This window comes from Ruegeria sp. CDSA141 (assembly GCF_059612005.1).
On the sequence record NZ_JBXWPT010000003.1, the window covers coordinates 197,372 to 219,039 of the forward strand.

The 21,668-nt window shown below is 57.8% G+C and carries 21 protein-coding genes; 4 read left to right on the forward strand and 17 right to left on the reverse strand.

Annotated features, from left to right (window positions below):
* Window positions 1-66 precede the first annotated feature (66 nt).
* The 12 genes from AC2FLP_RS07475 to trpS all read right to left on the reverse strand — a co-directional run bounded on the left by AC2FLP_RS07475 (window position 67) and on the right by trpS (window position 10,638).
* Window positions 67-990 carry a sulfite exporter TauE/SafE family protein gene (locus tag AC2FLP_RS07475; RefSeq protein WP_117870295.1) on the reverse strand — a complete coding sequence of 308 codons (924 nt, stop codon included), beginning with the start codon at window positions 988-990 and terminating at the stop codon, window positions 67-69.
* Between the two features lie 90 nt (window positions 991-1,080).
* Window positions 1,081-2,049 carry an ABC transporter permease gene (locus tag AC2FLP_RS07480; protein WP_117870293.1) on the reverse strand — a complete coding sequence of 323 codons (969 nt, stop codon included), beginning with the start codon at window positions 2,047-2,049 and terminating at the stop codon, window positions 1,081-1,083.
* Window positions 2,049-3,143 (reverse strand): ABC transporter permease, encoded by a 1,095-nt coding sequence (locus AC2FLP_RS07485; protein ID WP_152456858.1) that lies wholly within the window; start codon window positions 3,141-3,143, stop codon window positions 2,049-2,051. The genes AC2FLP_RS07480 and AC2FLP_RS07485 overlap by 1 nt, the downstream gene beginning before the upstream one ends.
* A gap of 1 nt (window position 3,144) precedes the next feature.
* Window positions 3,145-4,674 (reverse strand): ABC transporter ATP-binding protein, encoded by a 1,530-nt coding sequence (locus AC2FLP_RS07490; RefSeq protein WP_299899100.1) that lies wholly within the window; start codon window positions 4,672-4,674, stop codon window positions 3,145-3,147.
* A 95-nt stretch (window positions 4,675-4,769) separates the two neighbouring features.
* Entirely contained in the window at window positions 4,770-5,768 is a 999-nt protein-coding gene (locus AC2FLP_RS07495; RefSeq protein ID WP_299899098.1) for a BMP family lipoprotein, read from the reverse strand.
* A 138-nt stretch (window positions 5,769-5,906) separates the two neighbouring features.
* A complete protein-coding gene (locus tag AC2FLP_RS07500) occupies window positions 5,907-6,341 on the reverse strand; it encodes a GNAT family N-acetyltransferase (protein WP_117870285.1) in 435 nt (144 codons plus the stop codon).
* Window positions 6,338-6,928 (reverse strand): tRNA (adenosine(37)-N6)-threonylcarbamoyltransferase complex dimerization subunit type 1 TsaB, encoded by a 591-nt coding sequence (gene tsaB / locus AC2FLP_RS07505; protein WP_117870283.1) that lies wholly within the window; start codon window positions 6,926-6,928, stop codon window positions 6,338-6,340. Before tsaB ends, AC2FLP_RS07500 begins: the two co-directional genes overlap by 4 nt.
* A complete protein-coding gene (locus AC2FLP_RS07510; RefSeq protein ID WP_496682600.1) occupies window positions 6,918-7,481 on the reverse strand; it encodes a NifU family protein in 564 nt (187 codons plus the stop codon). Before AC2FLP_RS07510 ends, tsaB begins: the two co-directional genes overlap by 11 nt.
* Window positions 7,482-7,550: 69 nt before the next feature.
* Window positions 7,551-8,144: a 2-hydroxychromene-2-carboxylate isomerase gene (locus tag AC2FLP_RS07515; RefSeq protein ID WP_299899094.1), complete on the reverse strand. Its 594-nt coding sequence runs from the start codon at window positions 8,142-8,144 to the stop codon at window positions 7,551-7,553.
* 9 nt (window positions 8,145-8,153) lie between these two features.
* Window positions 8,154-8,609: a universal stress protein gene (locus tag AC2FLP_RS07520; protein ID WP_117870277.1), complete on the reverse strand. Its 456-nt coding sequence runs from the start codon at window positions 8,607-8,609 to the stop codon at window positions 8,154-8,156.
* 77 nt (window positions 8,610-8,686) lie between these two features.
* The gene (locus tag AC2FLP_RS07525; RefSeq protein WP_496682604.1) at window positions 8,687-9,550 is read right to left on the reverse strand and encodes a branched-chain amino acid aminotransferase; all 864 of its coding nucleotides are present in this window, start codon (window positions 9,548-9,550) and stop codon (window positions 8,687-8,689) included.
* Window positions 9,551-9,609: 59 nt separating this feature from the next.
* Window positions 9,610-10,638, reverse strand: coding sequence for a tryptophan--tRNA ligase (trpS, locus tag AC2FLP_RS07530; protein WP_299899090.1), 1,029 nt, complete (start codon window positions 10,636-10,638; stop codon window positions 9,610-9,612).
* 86 nt (window positions 10,639-10,724) lie between these two features.
* Between trpS and AC2FLP_RS07535 the strand changes: the two genes are divergently transcribed.
* A complete protein-coding gene (locus tag AC2FLP_RS07535) occupies window positions 10,725-11,411 on the forward strand; it encodes a rhomboid family intramembrane serine protease (protein ID WP_299899088.1) in 687 nt (228 codons plus the stop codon).
* On the opposite strand, the gene murJ is transcribed toward AC2FLP_RS07535, so the two are convergent.
* The 3 genes from murJ to AC2FLP_RS07550 are packed head-to-tail and all read right to left on the reverse strand — an operon-like array spanning window position 11,412 to window position 16,889.
* On the reverse strand, window positions 11,412-12,953 hold the full coding sequence (gene murJ / locus AC2FLP_RS07540) for a murein biosynthesis integral membrane protein MurJ (protein WP_299899086.1): 1,542 nt from the start codon (window positions 12,951-12,953) through the stop codon (window positions 11,412-11,414).
* The gene (locus tag AC2FLP_RS07545; RefSeq protein WP_496682609.1) at window positions 12,950-15,769 is read right to left on the reverse strand and encodes a [protein-PII] uridylyltransferase; all 2,820 of its coding nucleotides are present in this window, start codon (window positions 15,767-15,769) and stop codon (window positions 12,950-12,952) included. Before AC2FLP_RS07545 ends, murJ begins: the two co-directional genes overlap by 4 nt.
* Window positions 15,729-16,889, reverse strand: coding sequence for a penicillin-binding protein activator (locus AC2FLP_RS07550; protein WP_117870264.1), 1,161 nt, complete (start codon window positions 16,887-16,889; stop codon window positions 15,729-15,731). The genes AC2FLP_RS07545 and AC2FLP_RS07550 overlap by 41 nt, the downstream gene beginning before the upstream one ends.
* 88 nt (window positions 16,890-16,977) lie before the next feature.
* Between AC2FLP_RS07550 and rsmI the strand changes: the two genes are divergently transcribed.
* The 3 genes from rsmI to gshB all read left to right on the forward strand — a co-directional run bounded on the left by rsmI (window position 16,978) and on the right by gshB (window position 19,202).
* A complete protein-coding gene (gene rsmI, locus AC2FLP_RS07555; protein ID WP_117870262.1) occupies window positions 16,978-17,835 on the forward strand; it encodes a 16S rRNA (cytidine(1402)-2'-O)-methyltransferase in 858 nt (285 codons plus the stop codon).
* Between the two features lies 1 nt (window position 17,836).
* Window positions 17,837-18,208: a YraN family protein gene (locus tag AC2FLP_RS07560; RefSeq protein WP_299639458.1), complete on the forward strand. Its 372-nt coding sequence runs from the start codon at window positions 17,837-17,839 to the stop codon at window positions 18,206-18,208.
* 61 nt (window positions 18,209-18,269) lie between these two features.
* Window positions 18,270-19,202 (forward strand): glutathione synthase, encoded by a 933-nt coding sequence (gene gshB, locus AC2FLP_RS07565; RefSeq protein WP_299899082.1) that lies wholly within the window; start codon window positions 18,270-18,272, stop codon window positions 19,200-19,202.
* Here gshB and AC2FLP_RS07570 read toward each other — a convergent pair.
* Window positions 19,199-20,713: a YifB family Mg chelatase-like AAA ATPase gene (locus AC2FLP_RS07570; RefSeq protein WP_496682614.1), complete on the reverse strand. Its 1,515-nt coding sequence runs from the start codon at window positions 20,711-20,713 to the stop codon at window positions 19,199-19,201. The genes gshB and AC2FLP_RS07570 overlap by 4 nt on opposite strands.
* A gap of 47 nt (window positions 20,714-20,760) precedes the next feature.
* Window positions 20,761-21,642, reverse strand: a complete 882-nt coding sequence (locus AC2FLP_RS07575; protein ID WP_496682616.1) for a glutathione S-transferase — start codon at window positions 21,640-21,642, stop codon at window positions 20,761-20,763.
* Window positions 21,643-21,668: the final 26 nt, after the last annotated feature.

The following is a 21,668-nucleotide window of genomic DNA, read 5'->3' on the forward strand; positions in this document are numbered from 1 at the left end:
GTGGCTTGCCTGTTAATGGTTGCGAATTCAAGTGTGGTTATTGTCGTGTGCTGCGGGTCAAACACATCATACCCCCCCGGGTTCTGCCAGAGAAAAGATCTCTCCCGGCGGTAACAGAAGGTCAAACCCGATCTTTCCCGCAACGCCCATAACAAGAAGCGCTAAAAGAATACGCAACTGTTCGGCTTTCAGACGTGCGCCGATCTGAGTCCCGAATTGCGCACCCAGAACACCGCCGAGCAACAGGAACAGGGCGAGGACCACGTCGACACTGTAGTTGGTCGACGCATGTATCATCGTTGTGAACCCGGCGACGAAAATAATCTGGAACAGGGATGTCCCAATTACCACTTTTGTCGGGATACCAAGGACATAGATCATTGCGGGCACCATGATGAACCCACCGCCGACTCCCATGATCGCCGACAGAACGCCAACGCCAAATCCGACCAGCGCCGGGGGTATGACCGAGATGTAAAGGCCCGATGCCGGGAACCGCGTCTTGAACGGGAGGGCATGAATCCAGGTTCGCTGGCGTCGCTTGGGGGCAGGTTCATTGCCTGACTGGCTGACCTTTCGGATCGCCGCCAGGCTTTCGATGAACATCAGGGTCCCGATGGCCCCCAAAAACACGACATAGCAAAGCTGTACCGCCAGATCGACCTGTCCGAGATGCTTGAGGAAATTGAAAACAACCATCCCAAGAGCCGCACCAAACAACCCTCCGGCCAGCAGAACGCTTCCCATTTTAAGGTCCACGGTCTTGCGTCTGAGATGCGCCAACAAACCCGAAATAGACGAGGCAACAACCTGATTGGCTGATGTTGCCACAGCAACCGCAGGGGGTATGCCAATAATGAACAGCAACGGAGTGATCAAAAATCCACCTCCGACCCCGAACATGCCGGACAGAATGCCCACAGCCCCGCCGATCCCCAAAAGCAGGAATGGGCTGACAGAAACTTCTGCTATGGGAAGGTATACGTGCATACCCTCTTAGAACGGTTGCGGCATGCAAAATCAACTCTGCATGCCGCTCTGCAGCGAACAGGACTGAAACTCAGTTCACAACTGGCCTTATCAGCGTTCTTTGACGTAGGGTTCTCCACCCGCCCGAGGTGGAATGGCTTTGCCGACAAAACCGGCCAGAATCACCACCGTCAGGATGTAGGGCAGGGCGTCCATCACCTGCACGGGAATCACAATACCACCCAGGTCGATGTTCTGGAACCGCAGCGCGACCGCTTGCAACAGACCAAACAGCAAGCAGGCCCACATGGCATGCCACGGGCGCCACTTGGCAAAGATCAGGGCAGCCAATGCGATAAAGCCACGACCGGCGGTCATTTCTTTGACAAACCCGGCCTGCAAGGCTGTGGCCAGATAGGCGCCTGCAATACCGCACAGCACGCCACAGATGGCGACAGCAGCGAACCGCAGGCCGACCACTGAGACACCAGCAGTGTCCACCGCCGCAGGGTTTTCACCTACGGCCCGCAGGCGCAGACCGAACCGGGTGCGATATAGAATCCACCAAGTGCCTGGAACCATCAGGAACGCGACATAAACCAGGATCGAGTGGCCCGAGAGCAATTCGGAATAGATGGGGCCGACAATCGGCACACCGCTGAGGGACTCGGCGAAGGGGAAGTTGATCGGTTCGAACCGCCCGCCGCCAAACAGCGATGGTGTCCGCCCACCCTGCTTAAACCAGCTTTGGGCGACCAGAACAGTCAGACCCGAGGCAAGAAAGTTAATGGCCACACCCGATATCAGTTGGTTGCCCCGGAAGGTGATCGATGCCAGCCCATGCAGACCCGACAGCAACAACGAGGACGCGATACCAGCCAGCAGGCCCAGCCAAACCGATCCTGTGACAGCAGCGATGGCAGCAGAAAAGAACGCTGCCATCAACATCTTGCCTTCGAGGCCGATGTCGAAGATACCGGCTCGCTCCGAAAAAAGACCGGCCAGACAGGCAAGCAGCAGCGGCGTAGACAGGCGAATGGTCGAATCCAGAACCTGAATGAGGGTAACGAAGATTTCCATCACTCAGCCCTCTTCCGCATACCAAGAAACAGTTTTTCAAGCGGCATTCGCACCATGTTATCCAATGCACCGGTGAACAGGATGACCAGTGCCTGAATAACCACGATCAGTTCCCGCGGGATCGAAGCCCACAGCGCCAGCTCGGCGCCACCTTGATACAGAAACCCGAACAAGAGCGCGGCCAGAAACACACCGAACGGATGTGACCGCCCCATCAGTGCCACGGCGATGCCAATGAAACCCGCGCCCTCGGTCGAGTTCATTACCAGTCGCTCAGCTTCGCCCATGACATTGTTGATGGCCATCAGCCCCGCTAGCCCGCCGGAAATCAGCATCGCAACAATCGTGATACGCACAGGTGAAATACCGGCATAAACAGCGCCGGTCTCGGAATGGCCGTAAGCCCGGATTTCATAACCCAGACGCGTGCGCCAGATCAGTGCCCAGACAACGACGCAGGCAAGCAACGCGATGAAGAAGGTTATATTCGCCGGCGCACCTCGGAAAACAACGTTCTCTGCGGTTGAGAACATCTCCTGGAAAGACGGCAGATGCACGCTTTCAGAGAACCGCGCGGTGGCCGGATCCTGCGACCCTTGGGGGCGCATGACATTGACCAGCATGTAATTCAGGAAAGCAGCGGCGATGAAGTTGAACATGATCGTGGTGATCACGATGTGGCTGCCACGCTTTGCCTGAAGATAGGCCGGAATTGCCGCCCATAGCGCGCCGAACAGCATCGACGCTGCGCAGGCTGCAAGCAAGGCAATGCTCCAATGCGGCCAATCGACATACAGACAGACCATGGCCACGCCCAGCCCGCCCAGCATCGCCTGACCTTCGCCCCCGATGTTGAACATACGGGCGTGGAAGGCGACGGCCACTGCCAGACCGGTAAACATGAAGTTCGTTGCATAATAGAGCGTATAGCCCCAGCCATAGGTCGATCCCAGCGCACCAGTGACCATCAGTTTGACTGCTTCGACAGGGTTTTCGCCGATGGCGAGAATGACCAGCGCCGAAAGGATTGCGGCCAGTATCAAACTGATCAGCGGGATCAGAATGACATCCGCCCATTTAGGCATTTTTTCCATGTTACGCGGCCTCTCCCGCAACACCGGCCATCAGCAGGCCCAGCTCTTTTTCATCTGTTTCATGGGGCAGGCGTTCTCCCATGATATGTCCGTCAAACATCACCGCGATCCGGTCCGAGAGCGAGAAGATTTCTTCCAGTTCGACCGATACTAGCAGGATAGCCTTGCCCTGATCGCGCAGCGCAACAATCTGTTTGTGAATGAACTCGATGGCACCGATGTCCACGCCACGCGTGGGTTGGCCGACCAGCAGCAGGTCAGGGTTGCGTTCAATCTCGCGTGCAACAACGATTTTCTGCTGGTTGCCGCCCGAGAAACTCTTGGCTGCCAACCATGGATTGGGTGGACGGACGTCGAATTTCTCGATCTTGGCTTCGGTATCGGCACGCAACGCCGCGTTGTCCATAAAGATACCGCGTTTATAGGCCGGGTCGCGGTGATACCCGAAGGCCACGTTTTCCCATGCGTGGAAATCCATGATTAGGCCTTCCCGCTGCCGGTCTTCGGGCACGTGGGCGATGTGTTGCGCGCGACGGGCCTGACCATCTGATCCTGCACCACTCAGTGCCAGCGGCTCGCCGTTCAGTTTGATCGTGCCCTGTCCCGGACGCATTCCGCCAAGAACTTCCAGCAGTTCGGATTGACCATTGCCGGCCACGCCGGCGATGCCGACGATCTCACCTGCGCGTACGGTCAGGTCGATACTCTTGACCCGTTCAACGCCGGCCGAATCGAAAACGCTGAGATTTTCGATCTCGAGGATGGGTTTGCCGGGCGTCGCAGGTACCTTGTCGACTTGTAGCAGGACCTTGCGGCCGACCATCAGTTCTGCCAGCTCCTCGGGACTGGTCTCGGATGTTTTGACAGTCGCCGTCATTTGCCCGCGCCGCATAACCGACACCGTGTCGGTGTTTTCCATGATTTCGCGCAGTTTGTGGGTGATCACGATGACCGTTTTGCCTTCGGACCTCAGTCGATCGAGGATGCGGAACAACTGATCGGCTTCGGCTGGGGTCAACACGCCGGTCGGTTCGTCCAGAATCAGTATTTCGGCCTTGCGGTACAGCGCCTTCAGGATCTCGACCCGCTGCTGCATCCCCACGCCGATCTCGTCGATGCGCTTGTCGGGATCGACGAACAGTTCGTATTCTTCCTCGAGCTCTTTCAGCTCTTTGCGGGCTTTTGCCAGTGACGGGGCCAGCAGCCCGCCATCCTCGGCACCCAGAACGATGTTTTCCAGGACGGTGAAGTTTTCCACCAGTTTGAAATGCTGGAACACCATCCCGATGCCCGAGGCAATGGCCGCCTGGCTGTCAGGGATGTCGGTCTTGGTGCCATTGATCCAAATCTCACCTTTGTCGGCTTTGTAAAAGCCGAAGAGGATGCTCATCAACGTGGATTTGCCTGCGCCGTTTTCACCGATAATCCCATGGATCGTACCGGGTGCAACACTGATCGAGATGTCTTTGTTGGCCTGAACTGGCCCAAAGGCTTTGGATATCCCTTTGAGCTCAATGGCTGGGACGGTCATGTCTTGCCCTCAACTGCCGAGAAACCCATCCGGCTGTCCGCTCGGATGGCGAAGTGGGTGGCGAGGCGGAAGGCGTCCTCCCGCCCCGCAGGTAATCAGAACTGCAGTGCCGGGCAGCTGTCGTTCTCGTAGTAGCTTACAACATTGATATCGCCGTTGATGATACCCTTGCGGGCTTCGTCGACAGCGTCGCTCATGCGAACTGAAACAAGTTCCTTGTTGTTTTCGTCCATGGCAACGCCAACACCGTCTTCAGCCAGACCCATGATGAATACACCGGTTTCGACACCATCACCCGCCTTCATCGCTTCATAAACAGCAACGTCCACACGCTTCAGCATCGAAGTCAGCACTTTGCCGGGATGCAGGTGATTCTGGTTGCTGTCCACACCAATCGACAGGATGCCTTCGTCAGCCGCAGTCTGCAGAACGCCAACGCCGGTTCCGCCGGCCGCGGCGTAAATCACATCAGCGCCCTGGCTGATCTGTGCTTTTGTAAGTTCTGAGCCTTTTACCGGATCGTTCCAGGCAGCAGGAGTCGTGCCAGTCATGTTGGCGACAACGTTGATGTCCGGGTTCACAGCCTTTGCGCCCTGAGCATAGCCGCAGCCGAAATGGCGAATCAACGGGATGTCCATGCCTCCGATGAAACCAACGGTGCCGGTTTTCGACGCCATGGCAGCCATCATGCCGACCAGGTAAGATCCTTCGTGCTCGGCAAAGCCAATCTGGCGGATGTTTGGTGTGTCCAGCCAAGTCACGTCAACAGCGACGAATTTGGTGTCAGGGTAATCACTTGCAACAGCGGCCAGGGCGTCAGCGATTCCGAACCCCATGGTGATGATCGGATTTGCGCCGGATTCCGCAAAACGGCGCAGAGCCTGTTCGCGCTGCGGTTCTGCCTGAATTTCGATTTCCAGATACTTGCCGCCGGTTTCGTTGGCCCAGCGCTGCGCGCCGTTATAGGCGGCTTCGTTGAAGGACTTGTCGAACTTGCCACCCAGGTCAAAGATTACCGCCGGCTCGGCCAGAGCCGCTCCAGCTGTCATTGCGACCGCAGCGGCAGCACCCATCAAGGATTTCATCAGGGTCATTTCAGTCTCCCAGTTTATTTTGTTGGCACAGGGTCAGATTAGCCCCGTTCACCCACTTTTAGCGAGCATAACTGTTGTGATGGCGGGTATTAAGGGGGTTTGCAACCACCATGGTCAACTGAATTCTGACCAAATGGTCTAAAAAACGGGCGATTGCCGTTGGGGCAGGCAGCATTCCATTACAAATGCATCAACTTTTTGGCCGTTTTCTCGGGCATAATAATCCTTGCGCAACCCGCACTGCCGATATCCGCATCGACTGTACAGGGAAATGGCCGCAATGTTGTCGGTTGCAACATCCAGAAAGGCACGTGTCGCCTGAAAATCGATCGCCTGATCATGCCATTCGTGCATGAGTCGAAGTGCCAGGCCCTGCCTTTGAAACGAGGGATGGGTCGCAATAGTCAGCAACTCGGCATCGCCCGCAATCACCTGAAACAGGGCAAAACACCGGGAATCTCCGATGGAATGAGTAAAGCGGTTTTCGAGAAGAGCGGTGAATTCACCTTCTGTCCAGCCGCGCGATTTTGCGAACGCAGCGGCGTGAATCGTTGCCATCTCGTGCGGTGTCATTTGTCCAGCAGTACAGGGGGTGTATCGCGGGAAGGGGCCGCGTCCGCAGGCCTCACGTATAAAGGTGCCGGAGGCGAACTGACACTGTCCCAGCGCTGCGCGGACAGAAGGGCGATGGCTTGTGCCTGCAAGGCTGGGTCAGAGCAGGAAAACAACGGCCCGCCAAGTTCTGCTTCGGCCCTGGGCAAAAGACAAGGATCGGCACCGGGCATTTTCACATAAACCTGGTCGCGCGGGGCAGGGATCGCCGGTATCTGCCCTTCTTCCGCCAGCTCACGCAGGGCATCGAAACCGGAAACCCCGACCGCAGGGATTTCAAGCCCAAGCGCAAGACCCCGCGCGGCCGAGACCGAAATGCGGATGCCGGTGAAATTACCGGGCCCTATCCCAACGCCGATTGCGTCCAGACCAGCCCAATCACATCCGGTTTCTGCCAGAACGTCTTCCAACAGCGGAATCAATCGCTCGGCCTGGCCGCGAGACATTGCTTCGGCACGGGACGTCACGATCTTGCCATCGCGCAACAAAGCGGCCGCGCAATGCGCGGCCGATGTGTCAAACGCCAGAATCGTCGGGTTAGACGGCAACAGGGCGAACCTCGGTCACTTCCGGAATGTAATGACGCAGAAGGTTTTCGATACCCATCTTCAGGGTCAATGTCGACGACGGGCAGCCTGCGCAGGCCCCCTGCATGTGCAGATAGACCACGCCGCGATCAAAACCGTGGAACGTGATGTCTCCCCCATCCTGAGCCACCGCAGGGCGTACGCGACTGTCCAGCAAATCCTTGATCTGGTTTACGATTTCAGCGTCTTCGCCAGAGTGCTCGGCATGGCCCGATGCTCCGGCGGCATCTGCGTCCATAACGGGTTGGCCGGATTGATAATGCTCCATCACCGCACCAAGAATGGCCGGTTTGATGTGATCCCACTGAACGTCGTCCGTTTTGGTAACGGTGACAAAATCATTGCCAAAGAACACGCCGGTCACACCGTTGACTGCAAATATGCGCTTGGCCAGCGGGGATTTTTCGCCCGCTTCCGCAGTTGGGAAATCCGCTGTTCCAGCTTCCAGCACCGTTTGGCCGGGCAGGAATTTCAACGTGGCCGGATTGGGGGTGGATTCGGTCTGGATGAACATGAGGGCGCTCCGTCTGATGTGCTTCTGATATGCGCGCAGGCGTACTGGAAGTCAAGATTTGGAACGATTCTAAATTGTCGAGGCGTATTCAAGTGCGTCATCCAGACGGTCATCGCCCCAGAACAACTCCCCACCGGCCAGAAAACTTGGTGCACCAAACAGGCCAAGCACCTTGGCACGGGCAGATTGTTCGAACAGGGCCTCTTTTATGTCCGTGTCCCCTGCGCGGTTCATCACGCTGCTGCACAACCCTGCCTCGCTGAGACAGGAGGTCAGAACGCTGTCCTCTGAGATATTCTGCCTGGCGCCGAATTCGGCGCTGTAGACAGCCCGAACAAACGCCGCCCGTTCCTTGTGATCTTCAATGGCCAGAACCAGACGCGCTGCCTTGAGCGAATTCTGCGGAAACGGATCAGGCTTTGAAAAAGGCAGTCCCCGCGCTTCACACAGACGTTCCATATCGCGCCACATGTACCGCCCCTTGGCCGGATACAGGTTGAAAGGTGAGGTGCGCCAACCCTGATCCGCGAAAATCGGACCCAGTAAGAAAGGGTGCCATTCTACGGCAACGCCCATTTCTTCTGCGGCCGCTTCGATCCGCATTGTGCTGAGGTAGGAATAGGTCGAGGCGAATTCGAACCAGAACTGTACTGTCTTCGCCATTGCCGCCCCTCAGGTGATTTCTTCCAGTTTCTCTTTGCTCAGATCACCTGGAACAATCGTGATCGGAATCGGCAGGCTGCCTGAATTCTTTGTCAGTTGAGTTACCAACGGGCCGGGGCCCTTCTTGTCGGTACCCGCTCCAAGGACAAGAACACCAATCTCAGGATCGGATTGAACATGCTCGATGATCTGCGTAACGGGATCACCTTCGCGAATGGCCAGTTCGGGTTCCACATTCTGTTTGTCCCGCATCCATTTGGCAAACACCTCGAAATGCGCGTGGATACGTTCGCGGGCTTCTTCACGCATGGTTTCAGCCACGCCGATCCAATGGTTGAACTCGTCAGGCGGGATGACAGAAAGGACTGTTACACCACCACCGGTATGGGCAGCTCGCATCGCGGCAAACCGCATTGCGTTCAGGCATTCGCGGCTGTCATCCAGAACAACTAGGAACTTACGCATGGGTATCCTCTTCAATTTTAAGGGATCATGCCCGAGCGATCGCGTGCTGGCAACTCGGACACGTCATAAGCGCTATGCTAGCGTTCGCTTGCAGCCCAATCCCAATAGAGCGCGCGGGCACGGCGGGCAATAGGGCCGACCTGAAATTGCGTGTCCTCCAAGGCGGTTACCGGTGTGACCTTACTCATGTTGCCGGACATGAAGACCTCGTCGGCTTCATGAAAATCCTCGAAGCTCAGAACCGTTTCGTGGACCGTCACACCATCTTCGCGCAGGTTTTTGATATGCCGTGCTCGCGTAATGCCAGCCAGGAAGGTTCCGTTCGGGATCGGTGTAAAGACTTCGCCATCCTTTACCATAAAGATGTTGGCCGTTGCCGTTTCGGCCACATGTCCCATCGCATCAGCTACCAAAGCGTTGGAAAAACCTTTCGAGCGCGCCTCTTGCAGCATGCGGGCGTTGTTGGGGTAAAGGCACCCTGCCTTGGCGTTTACGACCGCGCTTTCCAGAACCGGGCGGCGGAAGCGCGTTGTTGACAGAGTGGCCGACGCGGTTTCGGGCGCCATTGGGATTTCTTCCAGGCAGATTGCAAAACCGGTGCTGTTTTCCTGCGGGACTATGGCCGTGCTGTCGCCGTCGATCCCCCAATACATCGGGCGGATGTAAACGGCTGCATCCGGGTTGTAAGCCCGCAACCCTTCACGCACCAACTCGACCATCTGCTCGGTCGTCATTGTCGGCGTCAGCATTAAGGCTTCGGCAGACCGGTTCACCCGTGCGCAATGGGCCGCCAGATCGGGAGAGACCCCGTCAAAATACCGCGCGCCGTCAAAGACAGAAGATCCCAGCCAAGCGCCATGATCCGCCGCGCGCATGATGGGTGCATCCCCCTCATGCCATTGGCCTTGAAAATAGGTCCGGATGTTCGTGCCGGTTGCCATGACGCCCTCCTTTGATTCAGGCAAACCCTAGGAGGGCGTCAGGCGAAGGTCCAGTGCAATCAGCGTGATGCAGGTCCGACCATGCCTACGATTTCGTAGGTCTTTTGCAGGATCGGAGCCGCGATCTCGCGGGCGCGCTCAGCACCACGGGCCAGAATCCCGTCAATCTCGGCCTGATCCCCCATCAGACGTGACATTTCGGTCGAGATCGGGGCCAGTTTCGCCACTGCCAGATCGGCCAGCATCGGTTTGAAGTCACCGAACTGCTTGCCGCCAACATCGGCCAGAACCTGCTCGATGCTTTGATCGTTCAGGGCCGCGTAGATATTGACCAGGTTACGCGCTTCTGGGCGGTCCTCCAGCCCTTCGATTTCTGACGGCAGGGCATCGGGGTCGGTCTTGGCTTTGCGAATTTTCTTGGCAATCGCTTCGGCGTCATCAGTCAGGTTGATCCGGCTCATATCCGATGGATCGGATTTCGACATCTTCTTGGACCCGTCCCGCAGGCTCATGACGCGGGTGGCCGCACCTTCGATCACCGGCTCGGTGATAGGGAAGAACTCGACGCCGAAATCGTTGTTGAATTTGATGGCGATGTCCCGGGTCAGCTCAAGATGCTGTTTCTGGTCTTCACCGACCGGCACATGGGTTGCATGATAGATCAGAATGTCGGCTGCCATTAGGGCAGGGTAGGCAAACAAGCCAAGCGAAGCGTTCTGCTGGTTCTTGCCGGCCTTGTCCTTCCACTGGGTCATGCGCTGCATCCAACCCATACGCGCAACACAGTTGAATATCCAAGCCAGTTGCGCGTGTTCCGGCACCTGGCTTTGATTGAACAAAATCGATTTTTCAGGGTTTAGACCAGAAGCGATGTAACCGGCACAAAGCTCCCGCGTTGCATGCTGCAACTCGGTTGGGTCTTGCCAGACTGTGATTGCATGAAGATCGACCATGCAATAGATGGTTTCAAATTCCTCGCTTTGCATTCTCACCCAGTTCCGAAGCGCACCGAGATAATTGCCGAGGTGCAGGTTGCCCGAAGGCTGTGCGCCGGAAAACACGCGCGGCGTGAACTGGGTCTCGGTCATCAAAGGGAACTCCTGTCTGGAAAAATCAGCCTCCGTCGCTTACCCATGAGGCAAAGGGACGTCAACAGCCGCGAAAGGCCAGCCCAATGAGCAGTGCACATTACACACCGCCTGTGAACCCCCTTCCACCGGTCGTGGTGGCGCTGGTTCTGTTCATCATCGGCATTGAGCTTGTCTTCACGCTGGGCGCGCGGGGGCTGGTCGGGGGGCCAGCGGCAGTCGGCTGGCGCCTGGACGCGATACAGCACTATTCCTTCTCGGCGGATATTTTCGACTGGATGGTACTGAACGGACGTTGGCCGTTCGACCATGTGATCCGGTTCGTGACCTATCCCTTTGTTTCAGCCAATTTCACGCAGGCGATTTTTGTCTGTGTCTTTGTGTTGGCGATGGGCAAGATGGTCGGAGAGGTATTCGGGGGCTTTCCCATGCTGCTGATCTTCGTCGTCTCGGGGGTTGGCGGTGCGTTGACCTATGCCGTTCTCCTTGATCCACGCTATCCCCTGATCGGAGGGTTCCCACCTGTTTACGGGCTGATCGGAGCATTCACGTGGTTGTTGTGGCGCAAATTGTCGCTTGTAGGGGCAAATCAGGCGAAGGCGTTTCAGCTGATCGCCGTCCTTATGGGCATTCAGTTCCTGTTTGGTCTGATCTTCGGCGGCAACGCTGAATGGGTTGCCGATCTGGGCGGGTTTGTCACGGGCTTTGGCATGTCTTTTTTGGTGGCACCCGGAGCCTGGGCCCGGATCGTCGGGCGCATCCGCCGCGATTAATCAGGACCGGCGTAAGGCGCGTTTGAATTCTGACAGTTTGAATGCGCCCAAGACATGACCAAGACAGAGATACGAGACGGCGGCGACCACGATCAGGATCAAAAGCGCAAGATAGCGCCAGCCGGGAATGTCCAGCGTCCAACCATAAAAGTGGGTCGCTGCGAACAAGACCACTCCCATCCCGACCGAGGCCAGAACGATCCGGCCCGCACGTTTCCTGAACCGGTCATCGAAACGCGCTTCCTCGCCCATGCGGCGTGCGCCGAGCGCCAGCAGAACCACCATTGCCCAGCCGGCAGTTGACGCAGCAATCGCAGGGGCGATCCAGCCCACCAGCGGAAACAGGCCAAACGCCAGTGCCGCGTTCACCACCATTGCAACCATTGCGTAGCGGAACGGAGAACGCGTATCTTCACGCGCGAAGAAAAGCGGTTGCAGCAATTTTTGCAGCATGAATGCAGGCAGACCGATGCCATAGATCGCGACCGCCAGCGCTGTCGCAGCGGTATCCTCGGGGCTGAACTGTCCCCGTTCGAAAAGTACCGAAACCAGCGGGTTCGGGACGATCAGGAACGCCACGGTCGAGGGCAGTGTCAACAGCAGCATGAATTCCCCGGCGCGGGAAAACGCGTTGCGGGCGCCTTCCTTGTCGTCGGCGCGCAGGCGGCGGGACAGGTCGGGCAGCAGGACAATGCCAATGGCGATTCCGACGACACCCAAAGGCAGTTGGTACAGGCGATCCGCGGCAAACAGCCAACTCACGGCTTTTTCAGTTTTGGACGCCACCAATTGCCCGACCACCAGATTGACCTGAGTAACCCCCATGGCCAGAGCGGCCGGAACCGCGATGCGGACCATTCTGCGCATCTCGGGCGTCAGGTGGGGCAGGCCGGGGCGTATGCGGATACCGGCACGCTCGGTCGCTACCCAGACCAGTGCCAACTGCGCGACACCAGCAACCGGAATGACCGAGATCAGCCATCGTATCACCTCGCCGCCGGACATGGCCCCGGCGATCAGCGCGGTGCAGGCAAAAATGTTCAGCAAGACAGGTGCTGCTGCGGCTGCGGCGAACCTGCCGGTTGCGTTCAATACGCCCGAGAACAGGGCCGCCAAGGACATGAAAAGGATATATGGGAACACGACATAGCCGTAGTCCACGGCCAGATCGAACCGTTCATCACCATAAAACCCTTCGGCTGTCAGCCACACCAGGCCGGGCATGAAGACCATGGCCAGCCCGACCAGTGCCAGAACAGCCAGGGCCAAAAGGTTGAACGCATCTTGTGCAAAGCCCTGAGGATTCTCATCCGCTTCCAGCCGTTTCGAGAACATGGGCACAAAGGCGGCGTTAAACGCGCCTTCGGCAAAAAAGCGGCGAAACATGTTCGGCAGGCGAAAGGCCGCGACAAAAGCATCCATCACCGGCCCGGGACCGATGAAGGCGGTCAACAGTATTTCCCGCAGGAACCCCAGTATACGACTGGCCAGCGTCCAGAAGCCGACCGTGAACAGGCCCGAGACCAAGCGTATTTGCTTCATGACGCCGCACGCTCTGCGCCTTCGGTGATTGCCTTGCGCAGCTTGGCCTCAAGCCCACGTTGCTTGCTTTCCGAATGGTACTTCAAGCCGAACATATCCTTGACGTAAAACGTATCGACCACCTGTTCGCCATAGGTCGCGATCACCGCATTGGCGATATAAACATTCGCGGCGGCGAGGGTCCGGGTCAGATCAAACAGCAGGCCCGGCCGGTCGCGGGTGTCCACTTCGATGATCGTGTATATTTCAGAACCGTCGTTGTCGAAGGTGATATGCGTCGGGACGTTGAAGGCACGCTCGCGTTTCTTGATCTTGTCGCGTGATTTCAACGCCTCTTTTGCGACCACTTCGCCGCGCAGTGTCTTGTGAATCATCTGCGTCAGACGTGGCAGGCGCGAGGCTTCAAACGGGTGTCCCTCTGCGTCCTGAATCCAGAAGGCATCGGTGACGTAGCCGTCTTTGGTGGTATAGCTGCGAGCATCCACAACATTCGCGCCGACCAGGGCCAGCGCGCCGGCGATGCGCGCAAAAATACCGGGGTGATCGCCCATCGCGAAACAGGCTCGCGTTGCGTCGCGATCCTCGTCCGGCTGAAGGCGGATCTCCATCGCGCCGGGGTCGCCGCTTTGTTCCAGCGCGCGCAGCATGTTCGCAAACTCGACGTGTGTAGCCAGATTGAGACCCTGCCAATACGGGTCGTAGTGACGTCCTGTCTCGGATTTGAGGTCGGCCTTGGACCAGGCTGCCAGTTCGGTGCGCAGGGCTTTTTTTGCCTCGGCCCCGCGATTGGCGCGGTTGAGGTCCTCCATCCCGGTTTCCAGCGCGCGCTTGGTTTCAGCGTGAAGGGCACGCAGCAGCGTGGCTTTCCAATTGTTCCAAGTATTCGGCCCTACTCCGCGAATGTCGCAGACGGTCAGAACGGTCAACAGGTCCAGTCGTTTGACTGTTTGGACTGCTTTGGCAAAATCACGCACTGTGCGGGGGTCCGAAATGTCGCGTTTCTGTGCCATGTCGGACATGAGCAGGTGATAGCGCACCAGCCATTCCACCGTCTCCGTATCCGCTTTGTTCAGACCCAATCGTGGCGCGACCTTGCGCGCGATCTGTGCCCCAAGGATCGAGTGATCTTCAGGTCGTCCTTTGGCGATATCATGCAGCAAAAGGGCGACATACAGAACCTTACGATTGACCCCGCCTTCCAGAATCGACGAAGCAAGAGGCAAGGATTCAATCAACTCTCCGCGTTCTATCTGGGCCAGATTCACGATGCACTGGATGGTATGCTCGTCCACCGTATAGCTGTGGTACATGTTGAACTGCATCATTGCCACGATGGGCTCGAACTCGGGCAGGAAAGCGGACAGTACACCCAGTTCGTTCATCCGCCGCAAAGCGCGTTCTGGATTGCCGTGTTTCAGCATCAAGTCCAGAAAGATGCGCCGCGCCTCTTTGTCGTTGCGCATTTCGTCGTCGATCAGATGCAGATTTGCCGCCACCAGACGCATGGCATCCGGATGGATCAGCATTGCTGTTCGCAAACCTTCTTCGAACAAGCGCAGAAGGTTCACTTTGTCGGACAGAAATTTGTCAGGGTCTGCTACGTCCAAACGGCCGTGAACAACCTTGTATCCGGCTTTGACCCGCCGGCGTTTGCGGAAAATGCGCTCCAGCAATGGCGCGCCTTTCACGTGCAGCGCCTCAAGCTTTGTCAGAAAAATCCGCGTCAACTCGCCCACACGTGTGGCTTCGCGAAAATAGCGTTGCATGAATACTTCGACCGCACGGCGACCGGCGCGATCCTCATAGCCCATGCGCGCCGCGACCTCGACCTGCATGTCAAAGGTCAGCTGTTCGGTGGCGCGGCCTGTCACCAGATGCAAATGCGAACGAACAGCCCAAAGGAACTCTTCGGCCTGAACGAAGGTATTGAATTCTTCCGGAGTGAACAGACCCAAAGGCACAAGCTCGGCCACGTCCTGAACGCCGTAGATGTACTTTGCAATCCAGTAGAGGGATTGGAGGTCGCGCAACCCCCCTTTGCCTTCTTTCACGTTGGGTTCGACCTTGTATCGTTCCCCTTGTTTCAGGTGCCGCTCATCTCGTTCATTCAGCTTGGCTTCGATGAATTCCCGTTCGGTTCCCTTGAACAGGTCGGTTTTCAGCCGCCGCTCAAGCTCGTCGGCCAGCGCCTTGTCACCCGCCAGATAGCGTTGCTCCAGCATTGCCGTACGGATTGTGAAATCCTCGGTCCCCAGCCGGAGGCAGTCTTTGATCGTGCGTGACGAATGCCCGACCTTCAACCGCAGATCCCACAGGATATACAGCATCGATTCGATAACGCTCTCGGCCCAGGCCGTAATTTTGTACGGTGTGAGAAACAGCAGATCGACATCGGAAGACGGTGCCATTTCACCGCGCCCGTAACCTCCAACGGCCAGAACAGCGATCTTTTCACCCTGAGTTGGCGTCGCAATCGGATGCAGGCGTGTGCTGGAGACCAGCATTGCAGTTCCGACCAGTTGGTCCGTCAGGAAGGTATAAGAACGGGTCAGCGCGCGCGCGTCAAACGGATGCTCGCTGAAGGCATCGGCAATAGCTTTGCGACCAGCTTTCTGAGCGTCGCGCAGAATGCGCACTGTTTCAGAGCGCATTTCGCTGTTGTCAGAGCAGGTCTCGAAGGCCATAGCCAGCGCATCATTGACGCTGACGCTGTCAAAGATGTTTTCGGCTGGGCAAATCAGAGCGCCTTCAGGCGCCATAGTCACGCCCGATCGCTCAGAAACCGGCACCAGAGAAGCTTTGCGGGGCAGGGTCAATCACAACCACCTGTTTATTCTGAATCGTCGCTACGGCAAGGCCGCGTTCGTTAGTGCCGTTTGGACGCAGGCGGAAGATGCCGCCAACGCCCTGGAAACCGGCATTCTGAGTTAAGGCAGCACCGGTCAGGGCATCGGACTTGCCCTGACTGACCAAGGCACCAATCGCCGCTATGCCGTCATAGGCCAGACCGCTGATCGGGTGAGGCGCTTCGCCATACGTCGCGTTATACCGTTGACGATAGGCTTGTGCCTTGGATGGGTCGGGCAGGGCAAACCACCCCCCCTGCACACCCGGCAGTTCCAGCGTCTGCGGGGGGATATCCCAACGGGTCAGGCCGATGAATTGAGTTGTCGCCGGAGAAACGCCTGCCTCAGGCAGCAATTGCGAGAAAAGTGGCAAAGCACCCGCAGTTGTGGCCGTCATGAAAATCGAGTCCGCTCCGGTCGAGTCGACGGTGGCTTTGATCGTGGGAACCGAGTTGATAACGCCCTGTTGCGACCGGTCATATCCGACAGTTCCGGCATTGTTGACTCGGCTGTTTGCCAGCGCATTGGCGATTGCAGTTTGCCCCACTTGCCCAGCGGAATCATTGCTGTGCACGATAACCATGTTTGTTTTGCCTTGCCGGCCCGCGTAATTGACCAGCCGGCTGGCCGTGTTTTCAAAGGTCGGTCCCAGAACAAATACGTTGCCACCCGCAATGCTGGTGTTGTTCGAAAATGAAAGAACATTGATGTTATTGTTCAGCACCGCCAGTCCTGCAGCATTCGCGGCCTGGGCGTATACAGGGCCGACAATGATTTTGGCGCCTTCTGCAACGGCCTGCTGGGCCACGGCTGTCGCCGTGGTTGGGTTCCCCGCCGTATCGTAGACACGCAGGTCGATTTTGACGTTGGGCAGATCGGACATCGCCAGGCGGGCTGCGTTCTCGAGGCTCTGCGCCAGTGCTGCGTCGCCAGAGCGGGGAACCAGCAAAGCAACCGGAACAGGATTCGATGTGTTGATCGAGGGCCCACCCCCAACGCCACCCGGCTCACAAGCGGCCAGAAACGCTGCGGTCGTCAGGGCAATGGCGGCTTTCGCCAGCTTGCTTACGGGCTTGCAAACGGTAAACATCTAAATGAAAACTCCCTGATCCGGCGGCTGTGAATGCTTCTGTTCTGTCGAGCCGCGATAATAAACGTCACGCTGTGAGGGTCCAGCTTTGAATTTCCAAAAGATCAGATTGGCTGCGGGCCTATATTTTGTTGCCACTCCGATCGGAGCCGCGCGCGATATTACGCTCAGGGCGCTGGATGTTCTGGCCTCGGCCGATGTGATAGCGGCAGAGGACACCCGGAGTTTGCGCCGGTTGATGGAGATTCACGGCATCCCCCTGGAGGGTCGGCGTATACAAGCCTACCATGATTACAGCGGTGCAGGTGCGCGTGGCAGGCTTATGGATGCCCTGGCGCAGGGGCAATCGGTCGCCTACGCATCCGAGGCGGGTATGCCGCTGATCGCTGATCCGGGATATGACCTGGGCAAGCAAGCGGCAGAAGCCGGGCATATGGTGACCTGTGCGCCCGGTGCATCGGCCGCGGTAACGGCGTTGACATTGGCGGGCCTGCCAACAGATGCATTCTTTTTTGCGGGATTTCTACCAAATGCATCCGGTGCACGTCGGGCCCGGATTGAGGCATTGAAGACTGTTCCAGGCACCTTGGTTTTTTATGAATCTCCGAAACGCGTATCAGCCAGCCTTGTGGATCTTGCCGAGTGTTTGGGGGCAGACCGTCAGGCGGCGTTGTGTCGTGAACTGACAAAAAAGTTTGAAGAAATCCGTCGTGGAAGCCTGGCTGATCTGGCAACTGAAATTCAGGAAAAACCAGTTAAGGGTGAAATAGTTCTGCTGGTGGATCGCAGCCATTCGCAAAGCGTTAACGAATCCGACGTAGAAGAGGCCTTGAAGCGAGCCTTGGAAACCCACTCGGTTCGGGATGCAGCGGATCTTGTGTCAGAAATGTATGATCTGCCGCGGCGTCCGATCTACCAGAAAGCGCTGAAAATGGGAAAAGGGTGACATGGGGCAACGTGCAATTCAGGGCTCGGTTTCCTATCATGCGGGTCAGTCGGCCGAGCTTCGGGTCGCCTCGGATTACGAGCGTCGGGGTTTTGCAATTGTGCATCGCCGGTGGCGGGGTGCCGGTGGTGAAATCGATCTGATTGCCCGGGATGGCGACGGGGTTGTGTTTGTCGAAGTCAAGAAAAGTTCCACTTTCGAAAAGGCTGCGGCCCGGATCAGCCAAAGACAAATTGACCGAATCTGTGCCTCGGCCGCGCAATATCTGGAAAATGAGCCGGGTGGGCAGCTGACCAATGTCCGTTTCGACGCGGCACTTGTAGATGGCACTGGCGCAGTTCAAATCATCGAAAACGCCTTCGGTCATGCCTAAGCCCCATTGAACCCTCAGGCCTGCTGGGCCATGTATCTGGCATTAAACTGAGGGACACGCCATGAAAATAGCCTTTCAAATGGACCCGATCGGGGACGTGGACATCAACGCCGACAGCTCATTCCGTCTGGCGGAAGAGGCGCAGGTGCGTGGTCATTCGTTGTTTTTCTATGGGCCGGATCAACTGGCTTATCAGGAAGGACGCATTACGGCGCGCGGCCATGACATGACTGTGCAGCGGGTCGCAGGCGATCCGGCTGTTCTGGGCTCCGAACGTGAAGCTGACCTGGCCGACTTCGATGTGGTCTGGCTGCGTCAGGATCCACCCTTTGACATGCACTACATCACGTCGACTCACCTACTGGACCGCCTCAAAGGGCGAACGCTGGTGGTCAACGACCCGTTCTGGGTGCGGAACTATCCTGAAAAACTGCTGGTTCTGGATTTTCCCGACCTGACCCCCCCCACGACGATTGCGCGCGATCTGCAGACGATCAAGGCGTTCAAGGAAAAGCACGGCGATATCATCCTCAAGCCGCTCTATGGCAATGGCGGTGCTGGCGTGTTCCGACTGGATGCCAATGACCGCAACCTGACCTCTCTGCACGAGTTGTTCACGGGGTTCTCGCGCGAGCCTCTGATCGTGCAGAAATTCCTGCCAGATGTCAGCAATGGCGACAAGCGCGTGATCCTGGTGGACGGCGAACCGGTTGGTGCTATCAACCGGGTTCCCGCCGCAGGCGAAACGCGCTCAAACATGCATGTGGGCGGTCGCCCGGAAAAGATCGGATTGTCCGAGCGTGATCTGGAAATCTGCGCCGCCATCGGACCGCTGTTGAAAGAAAAAGGTCAGATATTTGTCGGGATCGACATTATTGGCGACTACCTGACCGAGATCAACGTGACCTCGCCCACCGGTATTCAGGAGCTGGAACGGTTCGACGGCGTCAATATTGCCAAGAAAATCTGGCAGGCGATAGAAGCCAAGGTTTAGGCCATGACCCGGGCGCTGATGCGAAAGCTTAGCGCCTCTGCCACATGTGGCCTGCGGATGTCGGCTGAACCGTCCAGATCGGCGATCGTCCGCGCCACTCTCAGGACGCGGTGAAAGGCGCGGGCCGATAGCCCGAACCGATCGGCTGCTTTCAGCAACAACGCTTTTCCTTCGGTATCAGGTGTTGCGATCTCTTCCAGAACCCTGCCTTCGGCGTCGGAATTCTGGCGCAGGTTCGGTGTTTCCCGAAACCGGTCTGCCTGAATGGCGCGGGCGTTTTCAACACGTACGGCAACTGTCGCCGAGCTGTCGCCGGATGGGGGCAGATCAAGATCGGTGAAACCCACAGGCGGAACTTCGATCCGCAGGTCGAACCTGTCCATCAGGGCCCCCGAGATACGGTTCAGATAATCCTCGCCGCAGCCGGGTGCGCGAGAGCAGGCTCGTGAAGGATCCGTAAGATAGCCGCATTTGCATGGGTTCGCAGCGGCCACAAGCATGAAGCGGCAGGGGTATTTCACATGGGCATTGGCCCGTGCCACCATGACTTCTCCGGATTCAATTGGTTGGCGCAGGGTTTCCAGAACTGTACGCGGAAACTCGGGGAACTCATCCATGAACAGCACGCCGTTATGCGCCAGTGAGATTTCACCGGGTTTGGCACCTTTGCCACCGCCGACAATGGCTGCCATCGAAGCTGTATGATGCGGTTCCCGAAAAGGACGTGTGCGGTTGATGCCGCCTTCGTCCAGCAACCCGCACAGGGACTGGATCATCGAAGTTTCCAACGCTTCGACCGCCGTTAGCGGAGGCAAGATGCCCGGAAGCCGAGCAGCCAGCATGGATTTGCCCGACCCCGGCGTGCCGATCATGATCAGGTGGTGACGCCCGGCTGCCGCGATTTCCAAGGCGCGTTTGGCGCGTTCCTGTCCTTTTACATCGCGCAGATCCCGCGCGCTGGGCGTCAGATTCACCTCGCCGGGTTGTGCCGCCGGCAAAGGGGACTGTCCCGAGAAATGGCGGACAACATCACCAAGGGAATCCGCGCCGATAACCTGAGTGGCGTCGACCCATGCCGCTTCGGCGCTGGAGGCTTTGGGACACAGCAACATACGATCCTCGGAAGCTGCCGTCATGGCCGCGGGCAGGGCACCGACAACAGGCACCAGGGAGCCATCAAGCGACAACTCTCCCAGTGCAACTGTTCCTTCGGCGGCATCGGCCGGGATGATCTCGAGCGCGGACAACAGCGCGACCGCGATGGGCAGGTCAAAATGACTACCTTCCTTGGGCAGATCGGCAGGAGATAGGTTAATCGTAATTCGTTTCGAGGGCAGGGCGATGGCCATCGCACTCAGCGCGCTGCGGACACGGTCCCGGGCTTCGGACACAGCCTTGTCTGGAAGGCCCACGATGGAAAAGGCCGGCAAGCCGGGTGAGACGGCACATTGCACTTCGACCGGGCGGGCATCGACTCCTTGAAACGCGACAGTGTGGGCACGGGCAACCATGGCAGTCCTGTTCTTGGTTAACAGGACGTTGCTGCCATGGTTGTGGTTTAAGAGTCGTTAACGGTTGCGCGCAAGGCAGCGAATTTGGGCCACGCGTCGGGATCTGCAACGGTTTTGTCGCGGCAGAATGGATTGCAGAAGCCCCAGCATTTGCCATCCAACTCCAGAAACTCCACGACCGGTTCGCCGGAATAAGGGCAAACTTCGTTGATTGACGGGCCGGATACCGGCTTGGCGGTTGAAACCCCTCCGATCGGCCAGGGCTTGGACGACAAGTCCTGACGATAGGGAAAAGGGTCGTATCTGACGGTCAGGCCCATTGCGCGCCATTGTCTGACGGCGGGGTCTGCCAACAGGTCCAGGCAATAGGCCCGGTTCGCCTTTGAAACTGGCAGCCCATACCCGATGATCCGCGCTGCGACGGGTGTGTAAAACACGTCCGCCAGCGAATACGTGACAAACAACGGGCCTTGTTCCGCACCGGACACTGTGCGCGCATGGTCCCAGAGTGTTTCGACGCGTGCCAGATCTACCAGTGTCTCATCCGATGGTTTGAAATCCTGCCAGACGTGCAACAATTGCATGGGGCATTCACCTCGCAAGGCGCCAAACCCCGCCACCATCTCGGCGCATAGCCATCGGGCAGTCGCCCGGGCTGCGGAATCTGATGGCCACAACCCGGCATTAGGGCGGTGCTCGGCGAGGGTTTCGGCCATGGCCAGGCTTTCGCCGACCACCGTTCCATCCGGCAGGCGCAGGGCGGGCACAAGTCGCGCTGGAGCCAGGGAAGCCATGTCCTGTGTCATGGTGCCAGAATACAGGCCAATCATGTGGCTTCTATGGGGCAGGTTGAATTTCTCAAGCATCAACCAGCCGCGCATCGACCAGCTGGAGAAAAGGCGGTCACCGATATACAAATCATAAGTCATACGCGAACGATGCCGCAGGTTCGCAG